Source organism: Methylobacterium sp. 17Sr1-1 (assembly GCF_003173775.1).
Taxonomy (GTDB): domain Bacteria; phylum Pseudomonadota; class Alphaproteobacteria; order Rhizobiales; family Beijerinckiaceae; genus Methylobacterium.
Genome location: NZ_CP029552.1, coordinates 3,143,868 through 3,159,628, shown reverse-complemented (window position 1 = coordinate 3,159,628; position 15,761 = coordinate 3,143,868). Strand labels below are relative to the sequence as shown.

Below are 15,761 nucleotides of genomic sequence, written 5' to 3'. Positions count from 1 at the left end.
CCCGAGTCTAACACAATCGACCCGAGCAGGCAGGGCGGAGCGTACCATGAGAACGGGGGGCTGCCGACTTGGGCTGAGCACGGCCGCTTCGTCCGTCTTCCCGGTCAGGGCTTGGCGCGTCCGGAGCCACGCGTAGGGCATGGCGGTTTCTCGTCTCCGCCGCTTCTTCGCCGCCGGGCCGCCGGCGCGCGACCGGGCGCTCGCGGGCCGGCTGATGCGGGTGATCTTCGGCTGCTACGTCGTGGTGGCGGTCGGCCTCACCGCCCTGCAGATGCTCGTCGCCTACCGGGCCGCCAGCCAGCGCCTGCAGGACGACGTGGCGGCGCTCCAGCGCACCTTCAGTCCCGGCATCGAGGATGCCATGTGGCGCTACAACGGCGAGGTGCTGCGCGGCATCCTGACCGGCATGCGCGAGATCCCGGCCGTCGTCGGGGTCGAGGTACTCGACGAGGCGGGCGGGCGCGTCCAGGCGATCGGCACCGTCACCGATGCGTCCGGGCGGATCTGGCACATCGGCGGCCAGGAGGCGGCGCCATCGGTCGCCCGCAGCTTCGGCACCCCGTTCAGCCGCACCTTCCCGATCGTCCACATCGACGGGAACGGCCGCCGCTATCCGATCGGCTCCTGGACCGTCCATTCCGACGACAGCATCGCGATCGAGCAGGTCAAGAACACGCTCTACGTGATCCTGATCAACTCGGCGATCAAGTCGGTGATGCTGTGGTTCATCTTCTATCTGGTGATCCGCACCATGGTCGGCCGGCCACTGGGGCAGATCCGCGACTACCTCGCCCGGATCGATGCCGACACCCTGGCGGCACCGCCGCTCACGATCGAGGCCGGCGGCCGCAACGAGCTGCACGCCCTGGCCTCCGCCCTTAACACCATGCGCGACCGGCTGCGCTCCTCCTTCGAGGAGAACGCCGCCCTGATGCGCGACCTGCGCGAGATGAACGCGACGTTGCAGGACCGGATCGCCGAGCGCACCCGCGACCTCGAGACCCTGGCCCATACCGACCTGCTCACCGGCCTGTTCAACCGGCGCAAGCTCGACGAGGCCCTGGCCGCGGCGGCGGAGCGGGCGGGCGCGAGCGGCACCCCGCTGGCGCTGATCCTCGGCGACGTCGACAACTTCAAGGCAGTCAACGACCGCTACGGCCACACGATCGGCGACCAGGTGCTGGTCGCCTTCGCGGCGCTCCTGCGCGACGCGGTGCGGCCCAGCGACATCCTCGGCCGCTGGGGCGGCGAGGAATTCATGCTGCTCTGCCCGGCCACCGATCTGACCACCGCCACCGCCATCGCCGAGCGCCTGCGTCTGCGCGTCGAGGCCACGTCCCTGCCGGAGGTCGGCCCCCGCACCTGCTCCTTCGGCGTCGCCGTCCTGGCGCCGGGCGAGAGCACCGACAGCCTCGTCGCCCGCGCCGATGCCGCGCTCTACCGCTGCAAGCGCAACGGGCGGAACCGCGTCGAGGCGAGTGCCGGGCTGCGGCCGGAGGTGGAGGTGCCGGAGCGGGGGGCGGCGTGAGGGACGCCGCTTCGTTCGAGGCCGGCCACGTTTCTGACTCCCACCCCTTTTCCCGGACGACTGCAACGTCAGCGGAAGGAGATCCGGGATCCAGCGCAAGCAGTCGCGAAGCGTCCGCTCCTCTGCAACGGTGCAGCATAAGGAGCCGCTTCGCGGCACGTCTCCCCTGGTTCCCGGATCTCCTTCCGCTGTCGCTTCAGTCGTCCGGAAAGGGGGTTGGTTTTATTCCGGACGTCGTGAAGAATCTTCCCATCACCGCTGCCCGTCCCACTTCGCGATCGCGTCCTTCGCCAGGCCTCCGACCCGGGCATGCGGTCGTCCGCCGGTAGTCATCGCGAGGGCGAACAGGATCTCGTCGGCGCGCGGCCCGTCCGCCACCGCCACCGTGACGCCGTCGAAATGCGAGCGGACATAGGCGGCGTCCTTGTGGTGGATCGGCACGTCGAGGGCGGCGCCCATCGGCCCGACCTTGGTCATCGACGGCACGATGGCGAGCGCCTGGCCGAGCAGCTCGCGCATCGCGTAGCCGCCGGGCACGTGCCACAAAGCCCCGTGCTCCAGTTCGCCGGCGGCCCCCACCAGCGAGCCCTTGCCGTAGGCCTCGATCCGGCCGGGATCGCCGCCGAGCGCGTCGAGGAGCTTGCGGGCGCATTCGACGCCGAGCGGCTTCAACGCGTCCATCATCGGCGTGATCTCGGGCTCGTAGCGCCCTGCGAAGGGGTTCTTCACGAGGCAGGCGACCGAGCCCTTGAGGATCGGGGTCGCGAGCACGGGGCCGCCGTCGTGGCGGACCTCCTCGACGGTGACGACGATCTTGCGGACCTCGATCATGGGCGGATCTCCCGGGTCTTTTCGAAAAGTGACGTGTCTTCGAGAATATGTGTGTCGTCGAGAACGACGGAGCGGCCCTGGAGCATCAGGGCGGCGGAGCGGATCAGGCCGGCGGCGCGCATCGCCGTTGCCCGGCGCCGCCCGGCCTCGAGGGCGGCCTCGATCTCATGGTCCGAGAGAGCCGGCACCGCCACGGTGACGAGGCGCTCGCCGAGGTCGGAATCCGGGTCGAGGTCGGTGGCGGCCACGCGCTCGACGCCCGGATGCCCGGGCAGGTCGACCGCGTTGGCGATCAGCGTCGCGGCGGCGTCGGCCGCGGCGGCGTTCCGCGCGAGCACGGTCACCGAATCGGCCAGCCCGAGGGAGAAGGAGCGGCCCTGCCGCCCCGAGGTGGCGATGCCGCCGATGCCGTCCCGGTGGCGCAGGGTCACCCGGCCGTTCATGGCCGGCACCGGGCCGCGGGAGAAATCCGCCGCGACGCCGACCGACAGGGTCTCGCCCTCGGTCAGGTACAGGGCGATGTCGCCGCCGTCGTTGACGAAGGCCTTGTCGAGGGGGGCGGCCTCGCCCATCGCGTCGAGGATCTCGTCGGCCACCGCGCCCGCCACCGCGGCCATCGGGGTGATGAACGCGCGATGCGGCCGGCACGCCGCCACCATCCGGCGGGCGACCGCGCCCTCCACCCGGGGGCGTTCGCTGATCGGCTTGCGCAGCTCGGGCAGCTCGGCGACGAGTTCCCCGAGAATCGTCGCGAAGCGCGCGAAAGCCGCCCGGTGCGCCTCGTCCACGGCGGCCTCGGCCCCGTAGGCGCGCAACACCAGATCGATCGGCCCGTGCTGCAGATGCAGCCGGCCATCCGCCAGGACCTGGTGCGCCGGGCCGTCCATCCGCGTCAGCCGAGCCGGGCGAGGAGGCGGACGAGCGTGGCCGCCTCCTCGGGCGCGAGGGGTTCGAGGGTGCGAGCGGTCACCTCGGCGCCGCGGCTCTTCATCGCCTCGATCACCGCGATCCCCTCGGCGGTCAGGGTGAGCAGCACCAGCCGGGCATCCGCCTCGTCGGCGGTCGGCCGCACCAGGCCGCGCGTCGTGAGGCGACGGGCGACGCCGAACATCGTCGCGGGATCGACTCCGACGAGGCGTCCGACCTGGTTCTGCGAGGTCGCGCCGAGGTCGTGCAGCTTCGTCATCACGGCGAACTGCACCGGCGTGACGGAGAAATCCCGCATCACCGTCTCGAAGATCGCGGAGGCGCGCTGGTGCGCCCGCCGGATCAGGTAGCCGATCTGCTCCTCGACCCGGTAGGCGCGGACCGCCTCGGCGTCGACCTCGGGCGGCGCCTTGCGCGGGTGGGGTGCGTTCATGCCGACCCTCCTGCGACTTCCCCCGCCGGCCAGGGATGGCCGGGATGCCACGGATCGATCCGGGCGGCGGGCCCGACCTCGCGCAGCACGTCCGTCATCGTCACCACGTCGCCGTCGTGCCCACCGAGGCGCGCGTAGAGGTCCCGCGGCAGGGTGAACTCGATCGGCGCCACGATCGCCGGCGTCGGCACCGAGCCGAAGGCGTTCTTCGGCAGCCGCGTCACGTCGGCCATCACCGTGATGCCGCCGCCGGGCCAGACCGTGACCGGGGCGCCGCCCATCGTGACCTTCGTCTCGCCGGCGGCGACCGAGCGGGTCAGCAGCACCGGGTTCTCGGTGACCCCGGCCCGCAAGGACCCGCCGGCCCCGGCCATGAACAGGACGGTGCAGAGCGAGGGCTCGCAATTCTCGCCGATCCGGTCGACCACCCCGCGCACCGGGGCCGGCATCTCGGCCGGTACGGGCTTCAGATCGTCGTCGAGGACGAGCCAGAGGGCGTGCTCCCCGGTGGTCGAGGTCATGAGGAGGCGCAAGCCCGGCCAGGCGGTGGCGGGGTCGATCGCCTGGATGATGCCGAGCGGGTCGGCGATGTCGGTGCCGCCCCAGCCCACCCCCGGATTGGCGACCTGGAAGTAGCGCCCCGGCGTCGAGCGCCGCCCCTTCACCCGGATCCCGGCGGGGCGCATGCCCAGCACCTTCCCGGCCTGGTGCTCGGTGAGCACCCCGGTGATGTGGTCGTCGACGACGATCACCTCGTCGGCGTGGCCGAGCCATTGCCGGGCGAAGATACCGACGGTCGCCGAGCCGCAGCCGACGCGCATGCGTTGCTCCGGCGTGCCGTCGACGATCGGGGCGTGGCCGGCCTGGACCACGACCTCGTGGCCGCCGTCGATCGTCATGGTGACGGCGTCGCCCGAGCAGAGGCGGAGCAGCGTGTCGCAGGTGACATTGCCCTCCTTCTTCGAGCCGCCGGTGAGGTGGCGCACGCCCCCGACCGACAGCATCTGCGAGCCGTACTCGGCGGTGGTGACGTGGCCGACCTCCTCGCCGTTGACGCGCACGCCTGCGCGCTCCGGGCCGAGATGGCGGTCGGTGTCGATCTTCACCTTCACGCCGCAATAGCTGAAGATGCCCTCGGTCACGACCGTGACGGTCTCGACGCCCTCATGCTCGCTCGCCACGATGAAGGGGGCGGGCTTGTAGTCCGGATAGGTGGTGCCGGCGCCGATGCCGGTGACGAAGGTGCGCGAGGGATCGAGCACCCGCCCGTCCCATTCCGCCGCCCCGAACGGGACGAGCTTCTGGCCGGCCTCCGCCGCGTCGTGCAGCAGCACGACCGGGTCGGTGCGCACCAGGTGCCCGTCCTCGTTGGCGTAGCGCGAGCAGGCGCCGGAGCGGCCGGGCCGGATCCGGCACAGGACCGGGCAGGCATCGCAGCGAACGATGCCGTCGGCCTCGGCCGCCCCGAACTTTTTCGAGCGGGCTTCCGTGGAGAGGCTGTCGGCGCTCATGACTGGCTGCTCCCCCACAGGTCTTTCGTCTCGTCGGCCCGATAGTAGCCCCGGCGCAGGTCGCGGGCGACGAGCGCGGGGTCGCGGCTCGCGGGCGCGCCGTAGCCGCCGCCGCCGGGCGTCATCACCTCGACCCGGTCGCCGGCCTGGATCGCGATGTTCTGGTCCTTCGACAGGTGGAGCGGCGTGATCGTTTCGCCGTTCCGGTGGATCCGCACCACGTTCGGCGCGCCGTCGCCGCCACCCAGAACTCCCGGCGGCCCGAAGCGGCCGTGATCCATGACGAAGGAGGCCCGGGCCTCGCCGCGCAGCAGCTCGACCTCGTAATGGACGCCGAACCCCCCGCGATGCGCGCCGGCGCCGCCCGATCCCTCGCGAAGCGCGAAGCGGCGGAAGAGGACGGGATAGTACTGCTCCATCACCTCGACCGGCGCGGTCTTCGAGATGCCGATGGTCGAGCAGCCGTTGGAGAGCCCGTCATGGGCAATGTTCCCACCGTAGCCGCCGCCGGTGATCTGGTACATCACGTAGGGCGCGTTCTTCGCCGGATCGAAGCCGCCGAGCGCGAAGTTGCCCGAGGTGCCGGCGGGTGCCGCCGTCACCTTGTCGGGGATCGCCTGGACGAGGGCGAGGAACACGGCCTCGGCGATGCGCTGGCTCACCTCCGCGGCGCAGCCCGAGACGGGGCGCGGGTAGCGCGCGTCGAGGAACGTGCCCTCGGGCTTCGTGATCGTCAGCGGCTCGAAGGTGCCGGCATTGATCGGCACGTCCGGGAAGACGTGCTTCACCGCGAGGTAGACCGACGAATAGGTCGTCGCCACCACCGAGTTCATCGGGCCGCGGCAGGGCGGGGACGAGCCCGAGAAGTCGAAGGTGAGGCCGTCGCCGGCCTTGGTCATCGTGAGGGCGATGCGCAGGGGCTCGTTCACCACGCCGTCGGAATCGACGAAGGCCTCCGAGGTGTAGGTGCCGTCCGGGATCCGGCGGATCTCGGCCCGCATCCGCTCGGCCGAGCGGGCGCGGATCTCCTTGATCGCGGCATCCAGGGTGTCGCGCCCGTACTTCGTGAGAAGGTCGGCCAGCCGGCTCTCGCCGACCATCAGGGCGGCGGCTTGCGCCTTGATGTCGCCGATGCGCTGGTCGGCGACGCGGATGTTCGAGGCGATGATGGAAAAGATCTCCGGATCCATCGTGCCGCGCTTGAACAGCTTGACCGGCGGCAGCCGCAGGCCCTCCTGCTCGACCTCCGTCGCGTGGGCCGAGAAGCCGCCCGGCACCATGCCGCCGATATCGGGCCAGTGGCCGGTATTCTGGAGCCAGCAGAAGAGTTGATCCTCGACGAAGACGGGCTTGACGAACCGCACGTCCATCAGGTGCGTGCCGCCGAGATAGGGATCGTTGACGATGTAGATGTCGCCGGGCTCAGGGGCCCCGACCCGACCCTCGCGGATCAGCCGGATCAGCTCGCCGGTCGAGTACTGCATCGTGCCGACGAAGACCGGCAGGCCGTACTCGCCCTGCGAGATCAGCGCGCCGGTGTCGCGGTCGTAGATGCCGTCCGAGCGGTCGTCGGCCTCGGCGATCACCGGCGAGAAGGCCGAGCGCGAGAAGGCGATATCCATCTCGTTGCAGACCTGCTGCAACCCGGCCTGGATCACCGCGAGCGTGAGAGCGTCGAGGGTGCTCATGCGCGAATCCTCAGGTTGCCGATGGCGTCGACCCGCGCCACGGCGCCGGGCTCGACCACCGTGGTCGCGTCCAGCTGCTGGATGACGGCGGGCCCAGAAATCTCGGCGCCGAGCGGCAGCGCCTCGCGGGAATAGATCGCCGCCTCGTGCCAGGCGCCGCCGGCATAGACCGGCCGCGTGCCGAGGCGGGCGCCCGCGAGATCGCTGCGGCCGGCCTCGTCGATCAGCGCCGCGAGCGGGAAGGGCTTGCGCCGCCCGATCACCGAGGTGACGAGGTTGACCACCACCGCCCGGATCTCCGGCAGCCGGACCTGGAAGCGGCGGAAATAGGCCGCCTCGAACAGCTCCTGCAGCGTCGCGCGGTCGATCCCGGGAGAGGGCAGGGCGACGCGGATCAGGTGGGTCTGGCCGCGGAACTGCATGTCGGCGCCGTAGGTGACCGTGGTCTCCTCGATCTCGGCCTGCTCCTCGGCCACCATCGCCAGCGCGTCCGCCGCCTGCTCCTCCAGCACGGTGCGCAGATCCGCCATGTCGAGCCCGTCGAGGGGCCGGTTGAGGGTGCGCACCCGGTCCTGGCGGAGGTCCGCGACGAGGCAGCCGAGCGCGTTGGTGAGGCCGGGGCGGGCCGGCACCAGCACCTCCGGGATGCCGAGCTCGCGGGCGAGCGCCACGGCGTGGAGCGGGCCGGCGCCGCCGAAGGCGAAGAGCACGAAGTCGCGCGGATCGTAGCCGCGCGACAGCGACACCATGCGGATGGCGCCCGTCATGTGGATGGTGCCGAGCCGGATCACCGCCTCGGCGGCCTCCTCGACGCTCATGCCGAGCGGCTCGGCGAGGTCGCGGGCGAAGGCCGCCCGAATCGTGTCGAGCGAGACGCCCGCCCGCACGGCGGTGAGCCGGGCCGGATCGAGCCGGCCGAGCACCAGGTTGGCGTCGGTGATGGTCGGGCGCGTGCCGCCGCGGCCGTAGCCGATCGGGCCGGGCTCGGAGCCGGCGCTCTCGGGCCCGACCTGGAGCATCCCGGCGCGGTTGACGGAGGCGATCGAGCCGCCGCCGGCGCCCACCGTGTGCACGTCGACCATCGGCAGGTGGATCGGCAACCCGTAATCGATCGTCAGTTCCGCCGAGACCTCAGGCACGCCGCCGGCGATCAGCGCCACGTCGGTCGAGGTGCCGCCCATGTCGTAGGTGATGGCGTTGGCGAGCCCAGACTGGGCGAGGGTGGCGGCGGCCGCCATCACGCCCGAGGCCGGGCCCGACATCACGGTCTTGGCCGCCGCCTCGACGACGAGCCCGGCCGGCACGGTGCCGCCGTTGCCGTTCATCACCAGCAGGTCGCGGGCAAAGCCCTTGGCGCGCAGGTCGTCCTGGAGGCGACGGACATAGCGGTCGAGGATCGGCTGCACGGCCGCGTTGACCGAGGCGGTGGTGCCGCGCTCGTACTCGCGGAACTCGGAGAGAAGGGCGTGGCCGAGGGTGACGTAGGCGTTGGGCCAGATTTCGCGGGCGATGGCGCCGGCGCGCAGCTCGTGCTCCGGGTTGGCGTAGGCGTGCAGGAAGTGGATCACCAGGGCCTCGCAGCCCTCCGCCAGCAGGGCGCGCACGGCTTCCGCTACCGCCGCCTCGTCGAGGGGCGTGCGCACCGCGCCATCGGCCATGACGCGCTCCGGCACCTCGCGGCGCCATTCGCGCGGGATCAACGGCTCGAAGGTGCCGAACAGGCCGTAGGGCTTGGGCCGCGTGCGCCGCCCCAGTTCGAGGACGTCGCGAAACCCTTGCGTGGTGATGAGCCCGACCTTGGCGGTCTTGCGCTCCAGCACCGCGTTGGTGGTGGCGGTGGTGCCGTGGATGACGAGGTCGAGGTCGGCCGGCGCCACCTCCGCGGCGGCAATCGCCGCCAGCACGCCCTCGGCCTGGTTGCGGACGGTCGTCGGTACCTTGGCGAGGCGCACGCGCACGCCCGATTGATCCGCCTCCGTCAGGAGAAGGTCGGTGAAGGTGCCGCCGACATCGATGCCTGCCACGCGTCTCACGTCACACCTCGATCATTCGCCTACGAACAGTTGGATGGGGCCAGGGTCCCATGGTCGGCTTGTCTTGGCTCCCCCTTTCCCGGACGACTGAAGCGTCAGCGGAAGGAGATGCGGGATCCAGCACGAAAAGTCGCGAAGCGTCCTTGTGCCTGCAACGTTGCAAATTCAGAGCCGCTTCGCGGCACTCTTCCCCTGGTCCGGATCTCCTTCCGCTTCGCTTCGGTCGTCCGGGAAAGGGGTGAGTGGGATGAAGGCCTGCGCCCTCACACCGTCAGGTACGCCTCTCGCACCGCCTCGTCCGCCTCGAGCGCCGCCATCGTGCCCTCGAAGTGGATCGCCCCCTTCTCGATCACGTAGGCCCGGTCCGAGACCGCGCCGGCGAAGCTCAGGTTCTGCTCGGAGAGCAGGACAGCGATGCCCTCGCGCTTCATCCTGAGCACCGCATCCGCCATCTGCTCGACGATCACGGGGGCCAGGCCCTCGGAGGGCTCGTCGAGCAGCACCGCGTGGGGATTGCCCATCAGGGTGCGGGCGATCGTGAGCATCTGCTGCTCGCCGCCCGACATCGCGGCGGCACGGCGGGTGCGCATCTCGGCGAGGTTGGGAAGATCGAGAAGAGTTTGTCCGGCGTCCAGGCGGCGCGCCCGTCGGCCGGGACCTTCCGGCCGACCTCCAGGTTCTCCATCACGGTCAGGTCGGTGAAGATGCGCCGCTCCTCCGGCACGTAGCCGAGGCCGCGGCGGGCGACGCGAAACGGCTCCCAGCCGGTGACCGCCTGGCCCTCGAACCAGACCGTGCCGCCGGTCGGCGGCAGCACGCCCATGATGGCTTTCAGCGTCGTCGACTTGCCGGCGCCGTTGCGGCCCATCAGCGCCACCACTTCGCCGGGCCGCAGCCGCAGGGTGACGCCGAACAGCACCTGCGCCCGGCCATAGGAAGCCGTGAGACCGGAAACGTCGAGAAGCGCGTTCATGCCACCGCCTTCCGGCGGGCGCGCATCGCCGCCTCGGTGCCGGCTTCGCCGAGATAGACCTGCTTCACCCGCGGGTTGGCCCGGATCTCCTCCGGCGTGCCGGCGGCGATGATCTCGCCGCGCACCAGCACCAGCACCCGGTCGGCATGGGCGAAGACCGCTTCCATGTCGTGCTCGGTGTACAGGACCCCGATGCCGTTCGTCCGCGCCACCTCGGCGGTGAGCGCCATGAGGCCCGAGCGCTCCCGCGGCGCCATGCCGGCGGTGGGCTCGTCCATCAGCAGGAGTTTCGGGCGTGAGGCGAGGGCCACGGCCAGCTCAACCCGCTTCACGTCGCCGTAGGCGAGTTCCGAGACCGGCCGGTCGGCATCACTGCGCATACCGACCCCGGCAAGCAGCGACAGAGCCTCGTCGCGGTAGAGGGCGCGGGCGTCCCGGAACAGGCTGCGGGTCCGCCCGTGATGCGAGAGCAGCGCCATCTGGACGTTCTCGGCGACCGTCATCGACACGAAGGTCTGGGCGACCTGGAAGGTGCGCCCGACGCCGGCCTTCCAGATCGACCGGGCCGGCAGGCCGGCGATCGAGCGGCCGTCGAGCATGATGGTGCCGGAATCGGGCTTCAACTGCCCGCCGACCATGTTGAAGGTGGTGGACTTGCCGGCGCCGTTCGGCCCGATGATCGCCAGCATCTCGCCGGCGTCGAGCGTGAACGACACGTCCTTGGCGGCGGCGACGCCGCCGAAGCGCTTGGTCAGGCCCTCGACGAGGAGCAGGGTCATGCCTGGGCCTCCACCGGCTTAGGGCTCGGCTTGCGCTGTCTCAGGGCCTCGGCGGCGCCGGCGAGGCCGCGCGGGAAGGCTAGCACCGTGGCGATGATCGCGAGGCCGAGCAGCAGGCGCCAGAACTCGGTCAGCGGCATCACCGCGTCCTTCAGCGCGTGGAAGAAGGCGGCCCCGACGAGCGGGCCCATCACGGTCTGGATGCCGCCGACCAGCACCATCACCAGGAAGTCGATCGAGAGCGGGATGCCGGTCAGCGTCGGGTCGATCGAGCCCTTCATGAAGGCGTAGAGCCCGCCGGCGAGCCCGGCCGCGGCGCCCGCCAGAGTGAAGGCGAGCCAGCGATGGGTGCGGACGTCGAGGCCGATCGCCTCGGCGCGGGTGGCGGAATCGCGTGCCGCCCGCAAGCTGTAGCCGAAGGGGGCGTAGATCACCCGGCGCAAGAGCACGATTGCCGTGAGCGACAGGGCGGCGACGAGGTAGAAGTAGGTGGTGCGGCCAGACGCCCAGGACGAGGGCCAGACCCCGACGACGCCGTTGTCGCCTCCCGTCACCTCGACCCACTGGAAGCAGATCGCGTAGACGATCTGCCCGAAGGCCAGCGTCAGCATCGCGAGGTAGATGCCCGACAGCCGCACAATGAAGAAGCCGAACAAGGCGGCGCCCAAGCCCGCGGCAAGGGGGGCTGCGAGAAGCGCCAGCTCCATCGGCGCCTTGAACGGGCCGGTGACGAGAAGGCCGGCCGCGTAGGCGCCGAGGCCGAAATACGCCGCGTGCCCGAACGAGACGAGGCCGCCGACCCCGACGAGAAACTGCAGCGAGAAGGCGGCGAGCGCGAAGATCAGGATCTCGGTCGCGACCTTGACCTTGTAGGCGTCGCCGACGAGCGGCACCGCCAGCAGGGCGACGATGGCGAGCCCCGCGAGCGCGACTTCCGCCGGGCGGAAGCGGCGCAATCCCGGGATGCCCTCCGGCGGCATCACCCGGCCGGACGCGGCTTCCGGCCGGCCGAACAGGCCCCAGGGCTTGACCACCAGCACCACCGCCATCAGGGCGAAGACCAGGACCAGGGTCACCTTCGGGAAGATCAGGATGCCGAAGGCCTGGAGCTGGCCGATGATCAACGCCGCCACGAAGGCGCCCGGCACCGAGCCCATGCCGCCGATCACCGTGACGACGAAGGCGTCGGTGATGACCGAGAGGTCCATGTGGGCGTTCGCCGGGATGCGCGGAATTTGAAGAGCGCCACCCAACCCCGCGAGGCTCGCGCCGAGGAACAGCGTCAGGGTGAAGAGCCGCGCCTGGTTGACGCCGAGCGCGCCCACCATCTCGCGATCCTGGGTCGCGGCCCGGATCAGCACGCCGAAGCGGGTGCGGTGCATGAGAAGCCAGAGCAGGCCCAGGACCAGGGGACCGACCGCGATCAGCACCAGCTCGTAGGCGGGGAAGCGCTGCCCTAAGATCTCGACGCCGTGGCGGAGGGAGGGCGCGCGGGGGCCGGCGATGTCGACCGGGCCCCAGACCTTGAGCACCAGGTCCTCGACGATCAGCACCACGCCGAAGGTGGCGAGCAGCTGGAAGAGTTCGGGCACCCGGTAGATGCGGCGCAGCAGCAGGACCTCGACCGCGACGCCGATGACTCCGACGAGGAGGGCGGAGAGCAGCACGCCGAGGAAGAACGCGGCGGGGGAATAGGAGAAATCGATGAGCCGCGGCACGATCGTGACCGCGATGTAGGCCCCCAGCATGTAGAAGGAGCCGTGGGCGAAGTTCACGATCCGGGTGACGCCGAACACGATCGTCAGCCCGGAGGCGATCACGAACAGCGACGAGGCGCTGGCGAGCCCTGACAAGGCCTGGAGGACGAGGAAGGACGGGTCCATGGGGCCTCCGCTCCGGATCGTCGAGGGGTCAGGCCTTGCGGGCCGCCTTCACCTCGGCCTCGGGGAACATGTAGTCGGCCCCGTCGGCGTAGCGGACCTTCTTCATCGTGCCCTGGCGCCCGTTGAGCGCGGTCTCGCCGATCCAGGCGCCGAGCGTCGACTGGTGGTCGAGCGCCCGCATCGTCACCGGGCCGGCGATGGTCTGGGAGGTCAGGCCTTCGAGGGCCGCGATCATCGCCTCGGTCTCGGTGGATTTCGCCTTCTCCAGCATGTCGCGGATCATGCCGACGACGACGTAGCCGAGGAGCGAGCCGAGGCGCGGCGTGTCGTTGAACCGGGCCCGGTAGGCGGCCACGAACTCCTTGTGGCCGTGGGTGTCGATCGTCTCCCACGGGTAGCCGGTGGTGACCCAGCCCTCCGGCGTCTCGTCGCCGAGCGGGATCATGTATTCGGGCTCGCCGGTGAGCAGGCTCGCGACCTTGCGCTTCTCGAACAGCCCGCGGGTGTTGCCCTCGCGCACGAAGGCGGTGAGGTCGGCGCCGAACAGCACGTTGAACAGGCCGTCGGCCTTCATCTGCGACAGGGCACCGACGGTTGCGCCGGCATCGACCTTGCCCAGAGCCGGGAACTGCTCGCCCACCACCTCGAAGCCCGGCACGGCGGCCGCCATCAGGCGCTTGAAGTTGGCGGCGGCCGACTGGCCGTACTCGTAGTTCGGCGCCACGATCGCCCAGCGCTTGACGCCGCTGTCCTTGACCGCGTCGACCAGCATCCGGGTCTGCATGTAGGTGTTGGGCCGCACCCGGAAGGTATAGCGGTTGCCGCTGCCCATGGTGAGCGCGTCGGTCAGCGGCTCGGTGGCGAGGAACAGGGCCTTGCGCTGGTTGGCGAAGTCCGCGACGGCCAGGCCGACGTTGGACAGGAAGGTGCCGCACAGGAAGGCGACGTTCTCGCGCGTCAGCAGCTCCTCGGCCACGCGCGTGGCGTCGCCCGGGGTCGAGCCGTCGTCGCGAAACACGATCTCGATCGGGCGGCCGCCGAGCGCCTTGATGCCGCCGGCCTTGTTGACGGCGTCCTGCGCGAGCTGCATGGCATTGCGGTAGGGCACCGCGAAGGCCGCCATGCGGCCGTAGGAGTTCAGCTCGCCGATCCGGATCGGCCCCGATCCTTGCGCGATCGCCCGGGAGGCTGAAAAGCCCAACGGGGCCGCGGCGAGTCCGCCGAGGAGCGTACGGCGGGACAGGGGACGAAACGTCTCGTCGCGGGTCGACATGGCGCGAACCTCCGGCCCATCCCGGAGCGACTTGTCGTCACCAGGATGCAAACTCGTTCGTAGGCGAACGATACTTGGCCTGGGCCGGGACGCAAGAGCCTGATCTGCGGAAAATCAGGGCGGCATCCGCCGCGCAAATGCGCAGGGGCGTCGTTGTCAGAAGCCCGCCTCGCGCGCGAGCCAGGCGTCGAGGGCGCGCTCGCGCTCCGCCTCGATCATCGCAGCGGTCCAGGCCGCCTGCTCGATGCGCGCGGTCTCGCCCGGATCCTCGTCGCGCTCCGGTGCCTGCTGCATCGCCGCTCTCCCGTGTTCCATCCAGTGATGAGAACAAAATAGGAACGGAAATCGGAAGCGGCAAGTCTTTCGCGCTGTGGATTCCGGTGGAGCTTGGCCGGGCCGTCGCGCGTTGCCGCCCCACGATCCCTCGGAGAAGGAACACCCCATGCGCACGACCCTGCTCGCGCTCGCCGCCACCCTCGCCCTCACCGGCGCCGCCGCGGCGCAGACCGGCATGCCCGGCTCGGCCGAGCGCACCGTGAACGCTCCCGGCAGCGTGCGGGGCAACGCCGAGACGCGCATGCCCGAGCGCGACCTGACCACCGGCACCGTGACGGCGCCGGGCGCCGCCGCCCGCACCGACGACCTGCCGAGCCACAGCGGCGGCAACGCCGCGGCGACGAGCCCGGCCAACCGGGCCCGCTGACGAAGACGGGGGTGGGCGGCGAGGCGCCGCCCGTCCTCGGGAGAGAGACCGATGAACCTCCAGCCGCGCGGCATCGTCCGCGCGGCTCTTTCAACGATGGGACAGTCAGAACTTCGCCACCGCGAGCGTTCCGTCGTCGAGGGTGACGAACCGGATCCCGCCCGCCCGCAGGGCCGCGACGGCCTTGTGGCGGGAACGGGCGCCCTGGGCCTCGGCATTGGCCTCGAGGCGCTGCACGGTCGAGAGCGACAGGCCGCTCGCCTCGGCGAGCTGCATCATCGACCAGTCGAGCAGCCCGCGCGCCGCCCGCAAGTGATGACCCCGCACCGCCTGCTCGAGGGCGTGCGTGAGCCGGAGATCGCGCGGCGCGGCCGCGCCGCGGACCGGCGCGCCGGAATCGTGGATCGGGTACTTCACCCCGGCCCGGCCGAGATAGCGCCCGGTCTCGTCCCAGAGCGGGACGCCGACGATGCGGAACTGCCACAGCTCGCCGTTGGCCAGACGCTCGTGCGCCGTACCCTGGAAGTGCAGCCGGCGATCGTGCAGGTCGTAGGCCCGATCGCGGAAGGTCTCGCGCTCCTCGGGTACGATCATGACGAACGGGTCGACGCTGATCTCGTGCAGGGACGGCCCGTGGACCCGCGCCACTTCCGCGGGGAACTGGTGCAGGTCGTCGGTGTCCACGCCGTAGGTCGTGGCATAGGTGGTGAGGTAGAGCGCCTGGCGCCGGCGCTGCTCGGTGGCGTGGATCTGCCTCAGCCGCTCGCGGTCGGTGACGTCGAGGGCGACCCCGCTCAGGGCGAGCGGCCGTCCCTCCGGCGAGACCCGGATCTCCGACAGGACCGACAGGACGCGCAGCTCGCCGCTCGGCCGGATCAGCCGCAGGAGCGCCGTCGGGGCGACGTGGCCCTGCAGGGCGTCGCCCGGGGTGGCGAGCCGCGACCGGTCCTCGGGATGCACGAGGTCGAGGAAGAGGTCGTAGCTCGCGGCGATGGCGGCGGGATCGAGCCCGAGCAGCCGGAAGAAGCCCGGAGACCAGCGTTGCTCGCCCGTGGCGAAGACCCAGTGCCAGCCCCCCGCGAAGCCGGATTCCTCGATGATGTGCAGGAAGACGTCGGACGAGGACCTGAGATCGGCGGCGTCCATGCGGGGTGCGGTCGAGACGGGGGACCGCAGACATAGGGGACCCGGCGGCGGAC

Annotated in this window: 13 protein-coding genes and 1 pseudogene; 2 read left to right on the top strand and 12 right to left on the bottom strand. The window is 71.1% G+C overall.

Annotated features, from left to right (window positions below):
• The first annotated feature begins 139 nt into the window (after positions 1-139).
• On the top strand, positions 140-1,528 hold the full coding sequence (locus DK412_RS14210; RefSeq protein ID WP_109972475.1) for a GGDEF domain-containing protein: 1,389 nt from the start codon (positions 140-142) through the stop codon (positions 1,526-1,528).
• Between the two features lie 252 nt (positions 1,529-1,780).
• Here the strand turns inward: DK412_RS14210 and DK412_RS14205 are convergent, their stop codons facing one another.
• The 11 genes and pseudogenes from DK412_RS14205 to DK412_RS30200 all read right to left on the bottom strand — a co-directional run bounded on the left by DK412_RS14205 (position 1,781) and on the right by DK412_RS30200 (position 14,153).
• Complete coding sequence (locus DK412_RS14205; RefSeq protein WP_109972474.1) at positions 1,781-2,359, bottom strand: amino acid synthesis family protein; 579 nt, start codon at positions 2,357-2,359, stop codon at positions 1,781-1,783.
• Positions 2,356-3,246 carry a UPF0280 family protein gene (locus tag DK412_RS14200; RefSeq protein ID WP_109972473.1) on the bottom strand — a complete coding sequence of 297 codons (891 nt, stop codon included), beginning with the start codon at positions 3,244-3,246 and terminating at the stop codon, positions 2,356-2,358. The genes DK412_RS14205 and DK412_RS14200 overlap by 4 nt, the downstream gene beginning before the upstream one ends.
• Positions 3,247-3,251: 5 nt before the next feature.
• The gene (locus DK412_RS14195; RefSeq protein ID WP_109972472.1) at positions 3,252-3,719 is read right to left on the bottom strand and encodes a MarR family transcriptional regulator; all 468 of its coding nucleotides are present in this window, start codon (positions 3,717-3,719) and stop codon (positions 3,252-3,254) included.
• The gene (locus DK412_RS14190) at positions 3,716-5,230 is read right to left on the bottom strand and encodes a 6-hydroxynicotinate reductase (protein WP_109972471.1); all 1,515 of its coding nucleotides are present in this window, start codon (positions 5,228-5,230) and stop codon (positions 3,716-3,718) included. Before DK412_RS14190 ends, DK412_RS14195 begins: the two co-directional genes overlap by 4 nt.
• Entirely contained in the window at positions 5,227-6,918 is a 1,692-nt protein-coding gene (locus tag DK412_RS14185; protein WP_109972470.1) for a hydantoinase B/oxoprolinase family protein, read from the bottom strand. The genes DK412_RS14190 and DK412_RS14185 overlap by 4 nt, the downstream gene beginning before the upstream one ends.
• The gene (locus DK412_RS14180; RefSeq protein ID WP_109972469.1) at positions 6,915-8,951 is read right to left on the bottom strand and encodes a hydantoinase/oxoprolinase family protein; all 2,037 of its coding nucleotides are present in this window, start codon (positions 8,949-8,951) and stop codon (positions 6,915-6,917) included. Before DK412_RS14180 ends, DK412_RS14185 begins: the two co-directional genes overlap by 4 nt.
• Positions 8,952-9,214: 263 nt before the next feature.
• A pseudogene (locus DK412_RS14175) lies at positions 9,215-9,924 on the bottom strand (ABC transporter ATP-binding protein).
• Positions 9,921-10,703, bottom strand: a complete 783-nt coding sequence (locus tag DK412_RS14170) for an ABC transporter ATP-binding protein (protein ID WP_109972468.1) — start codon at positions 10,701-10,703, stop codon at positions 9,921-9,923. Before DK412_RS14170 ends, DK412_RS14175 begins: the two are co-directional and overlap by 4 nt.
• Positions 10,700-12,586, bottom strand: a complete 1,887-nt coding sequence (locus tag DK412_RS14165) for an ABC transporter permease (RefSeq protein WP_109972467.1) — start codon at positions 12,584-12,586, stop codon at positions 10,700-10,702. Before DK412_RS14165 ends, DK412_RS14170 begins: the two co-directional genes overlap by 4 nt.
• A 28-nt stretch (positions 12,587-12,614) precedes the next feature.
• A complete protein-coding gene (locus tag DK412_RS14160) occupies positions 12,615-13,859 on the bottom strand; it encodes an ABC transporter substrate-binding protein (RefSeq protein ID WP_109972466.1) in 1,245 nt (414 codons plus the stop codon).
• Positions 13,860-14,015: 156 nt separating this feature from the next.
• Entirely contained in the window at positions 14,016-14,153 is a 138-nt protein-coding gene (locus DK412_RS30200; protein WP_162596200.1) for a hypothetical protein, read from the bottom strand.
• Positions 14,154-14,301: 148 nt separating this feature from the next.
• Between DK412_RS30200 and DK412_RS14155 the strand changes: the two genes are divergently transcribed.
• Positions 14,302-14,562 carry a hypothetical protein gene (locus DK412_RS14155; protein WP_109972465.1) on the top strand — a complete coding sequence of 87 codons (261 nt, stop codon included), beginning with the start codon at positions 14,302-14,304 and terminating at the stop codon, positions 14,560-14,562.
• Between the two features lie 105 nt (positions 14,563-14,667).
• Here DK412_RS14155 and DK412_RS14150 read toward each other — a convergent pair whose 3' ends face one another.
• Positions 14,668-15,708, bottom strand: coding sequence for a PAS domain-containing protein (locus DK412_RS14150; RefSeq protein WP_109972464.1), 1,041 nt, complete (start codon positions 15,706-15,708; stop codon positions 14,668-14,670).
• Positions 15,709-15,761: the final 53 nt, after the last annotated feature.

Bases quoted from the DNA above. Each gene is read 5' to 3' on its own strand.
- DK412_RS14210 (WP_109972475.1), top strand. From the start codon at position 140: ATGGCGGTTTCTCGTCTCCGCCGCTTCTTCGCCGCCGGGCCGCCGGCG.
- DK412_RS14205 (WP_109972474.1), bottom strand. From the start codon at position 2,359: ATGATCGAGGTCCGCAAGATCGTCGTCACCGTCGAGGAGGTCCGCCAC.
- DK412_RS14200 (WP_109972473.1), bottom strand. From the start codon at position 3,246: ATGGACGGCCCGGCGCACCAGGTCCTGGCGGATGGCCGGCTGCATCTG.
- DK412_RS14195 (WP_109972472.1), bottom strand. From the start codon at position 3,719: ATGAACGCACCCCACCCGCGCAAGGCGCCGCCCGAGGTCGACGCCGAG.
- DK412_RS14190 (WP_109972471.1), bottom strand. From the start codon at position 5,230: ATGAGCGCCGACAGCCTCTCCACGGAAGCCCGCTCGAAAAAGTTCGGG.
- DK412_RS14185 (WP_109972470.1), bottom strand. From the start codon at position 6,918: ATGAGCACCCTCGACGCTCTCACGCTCGCGGTGATCCAGGCCGGGTTG.
- DK412_RS14170 (WP_109972468.1), bottom strand. From the start codon at position 10,703: ATGACCCTGCTCCTCGTCGAGGGCCTGACCAAGCGCTTCGGCGGCGTC.
- DK412_RS14165 (WP_109972467.1), bottom strand. From the start codon at position 12,586: ATGGACCCGTCCTTCCTCGTCCTCCAGGCCTTGTCAGGGCTCGCCAGC.
- DK412_RS14160 (WP_109972466.1), bottom strand. From the start codon at position 13,859: ATGTCGACCCGCGACGAGACGTTTCGTCCCCTGTCCCGCCGTACGCTC.
- DK412_RS30200 (WP_162596200.1), bottom strand. From the start codon at position 14,153: ATGCAGCAGGCACCGGAGCGCGACGAGGATCCGGGCGAGACCGCGCGC.
- DK412_RS14155 (WP_109972465.1), top strand. From the start codon at position 14,302: ATGCGCACGACCCTGCTCGCGCTCGCCGCCACCCTCGCCCTCACCGGC.
- DK412_RS14150 (WP_109972464.1), bottom strand. From the start codon at position 15,708: ATGGACGCCGCCGATCTCAGGTCCTCGTCCGACGTCTTCCTGCACATC.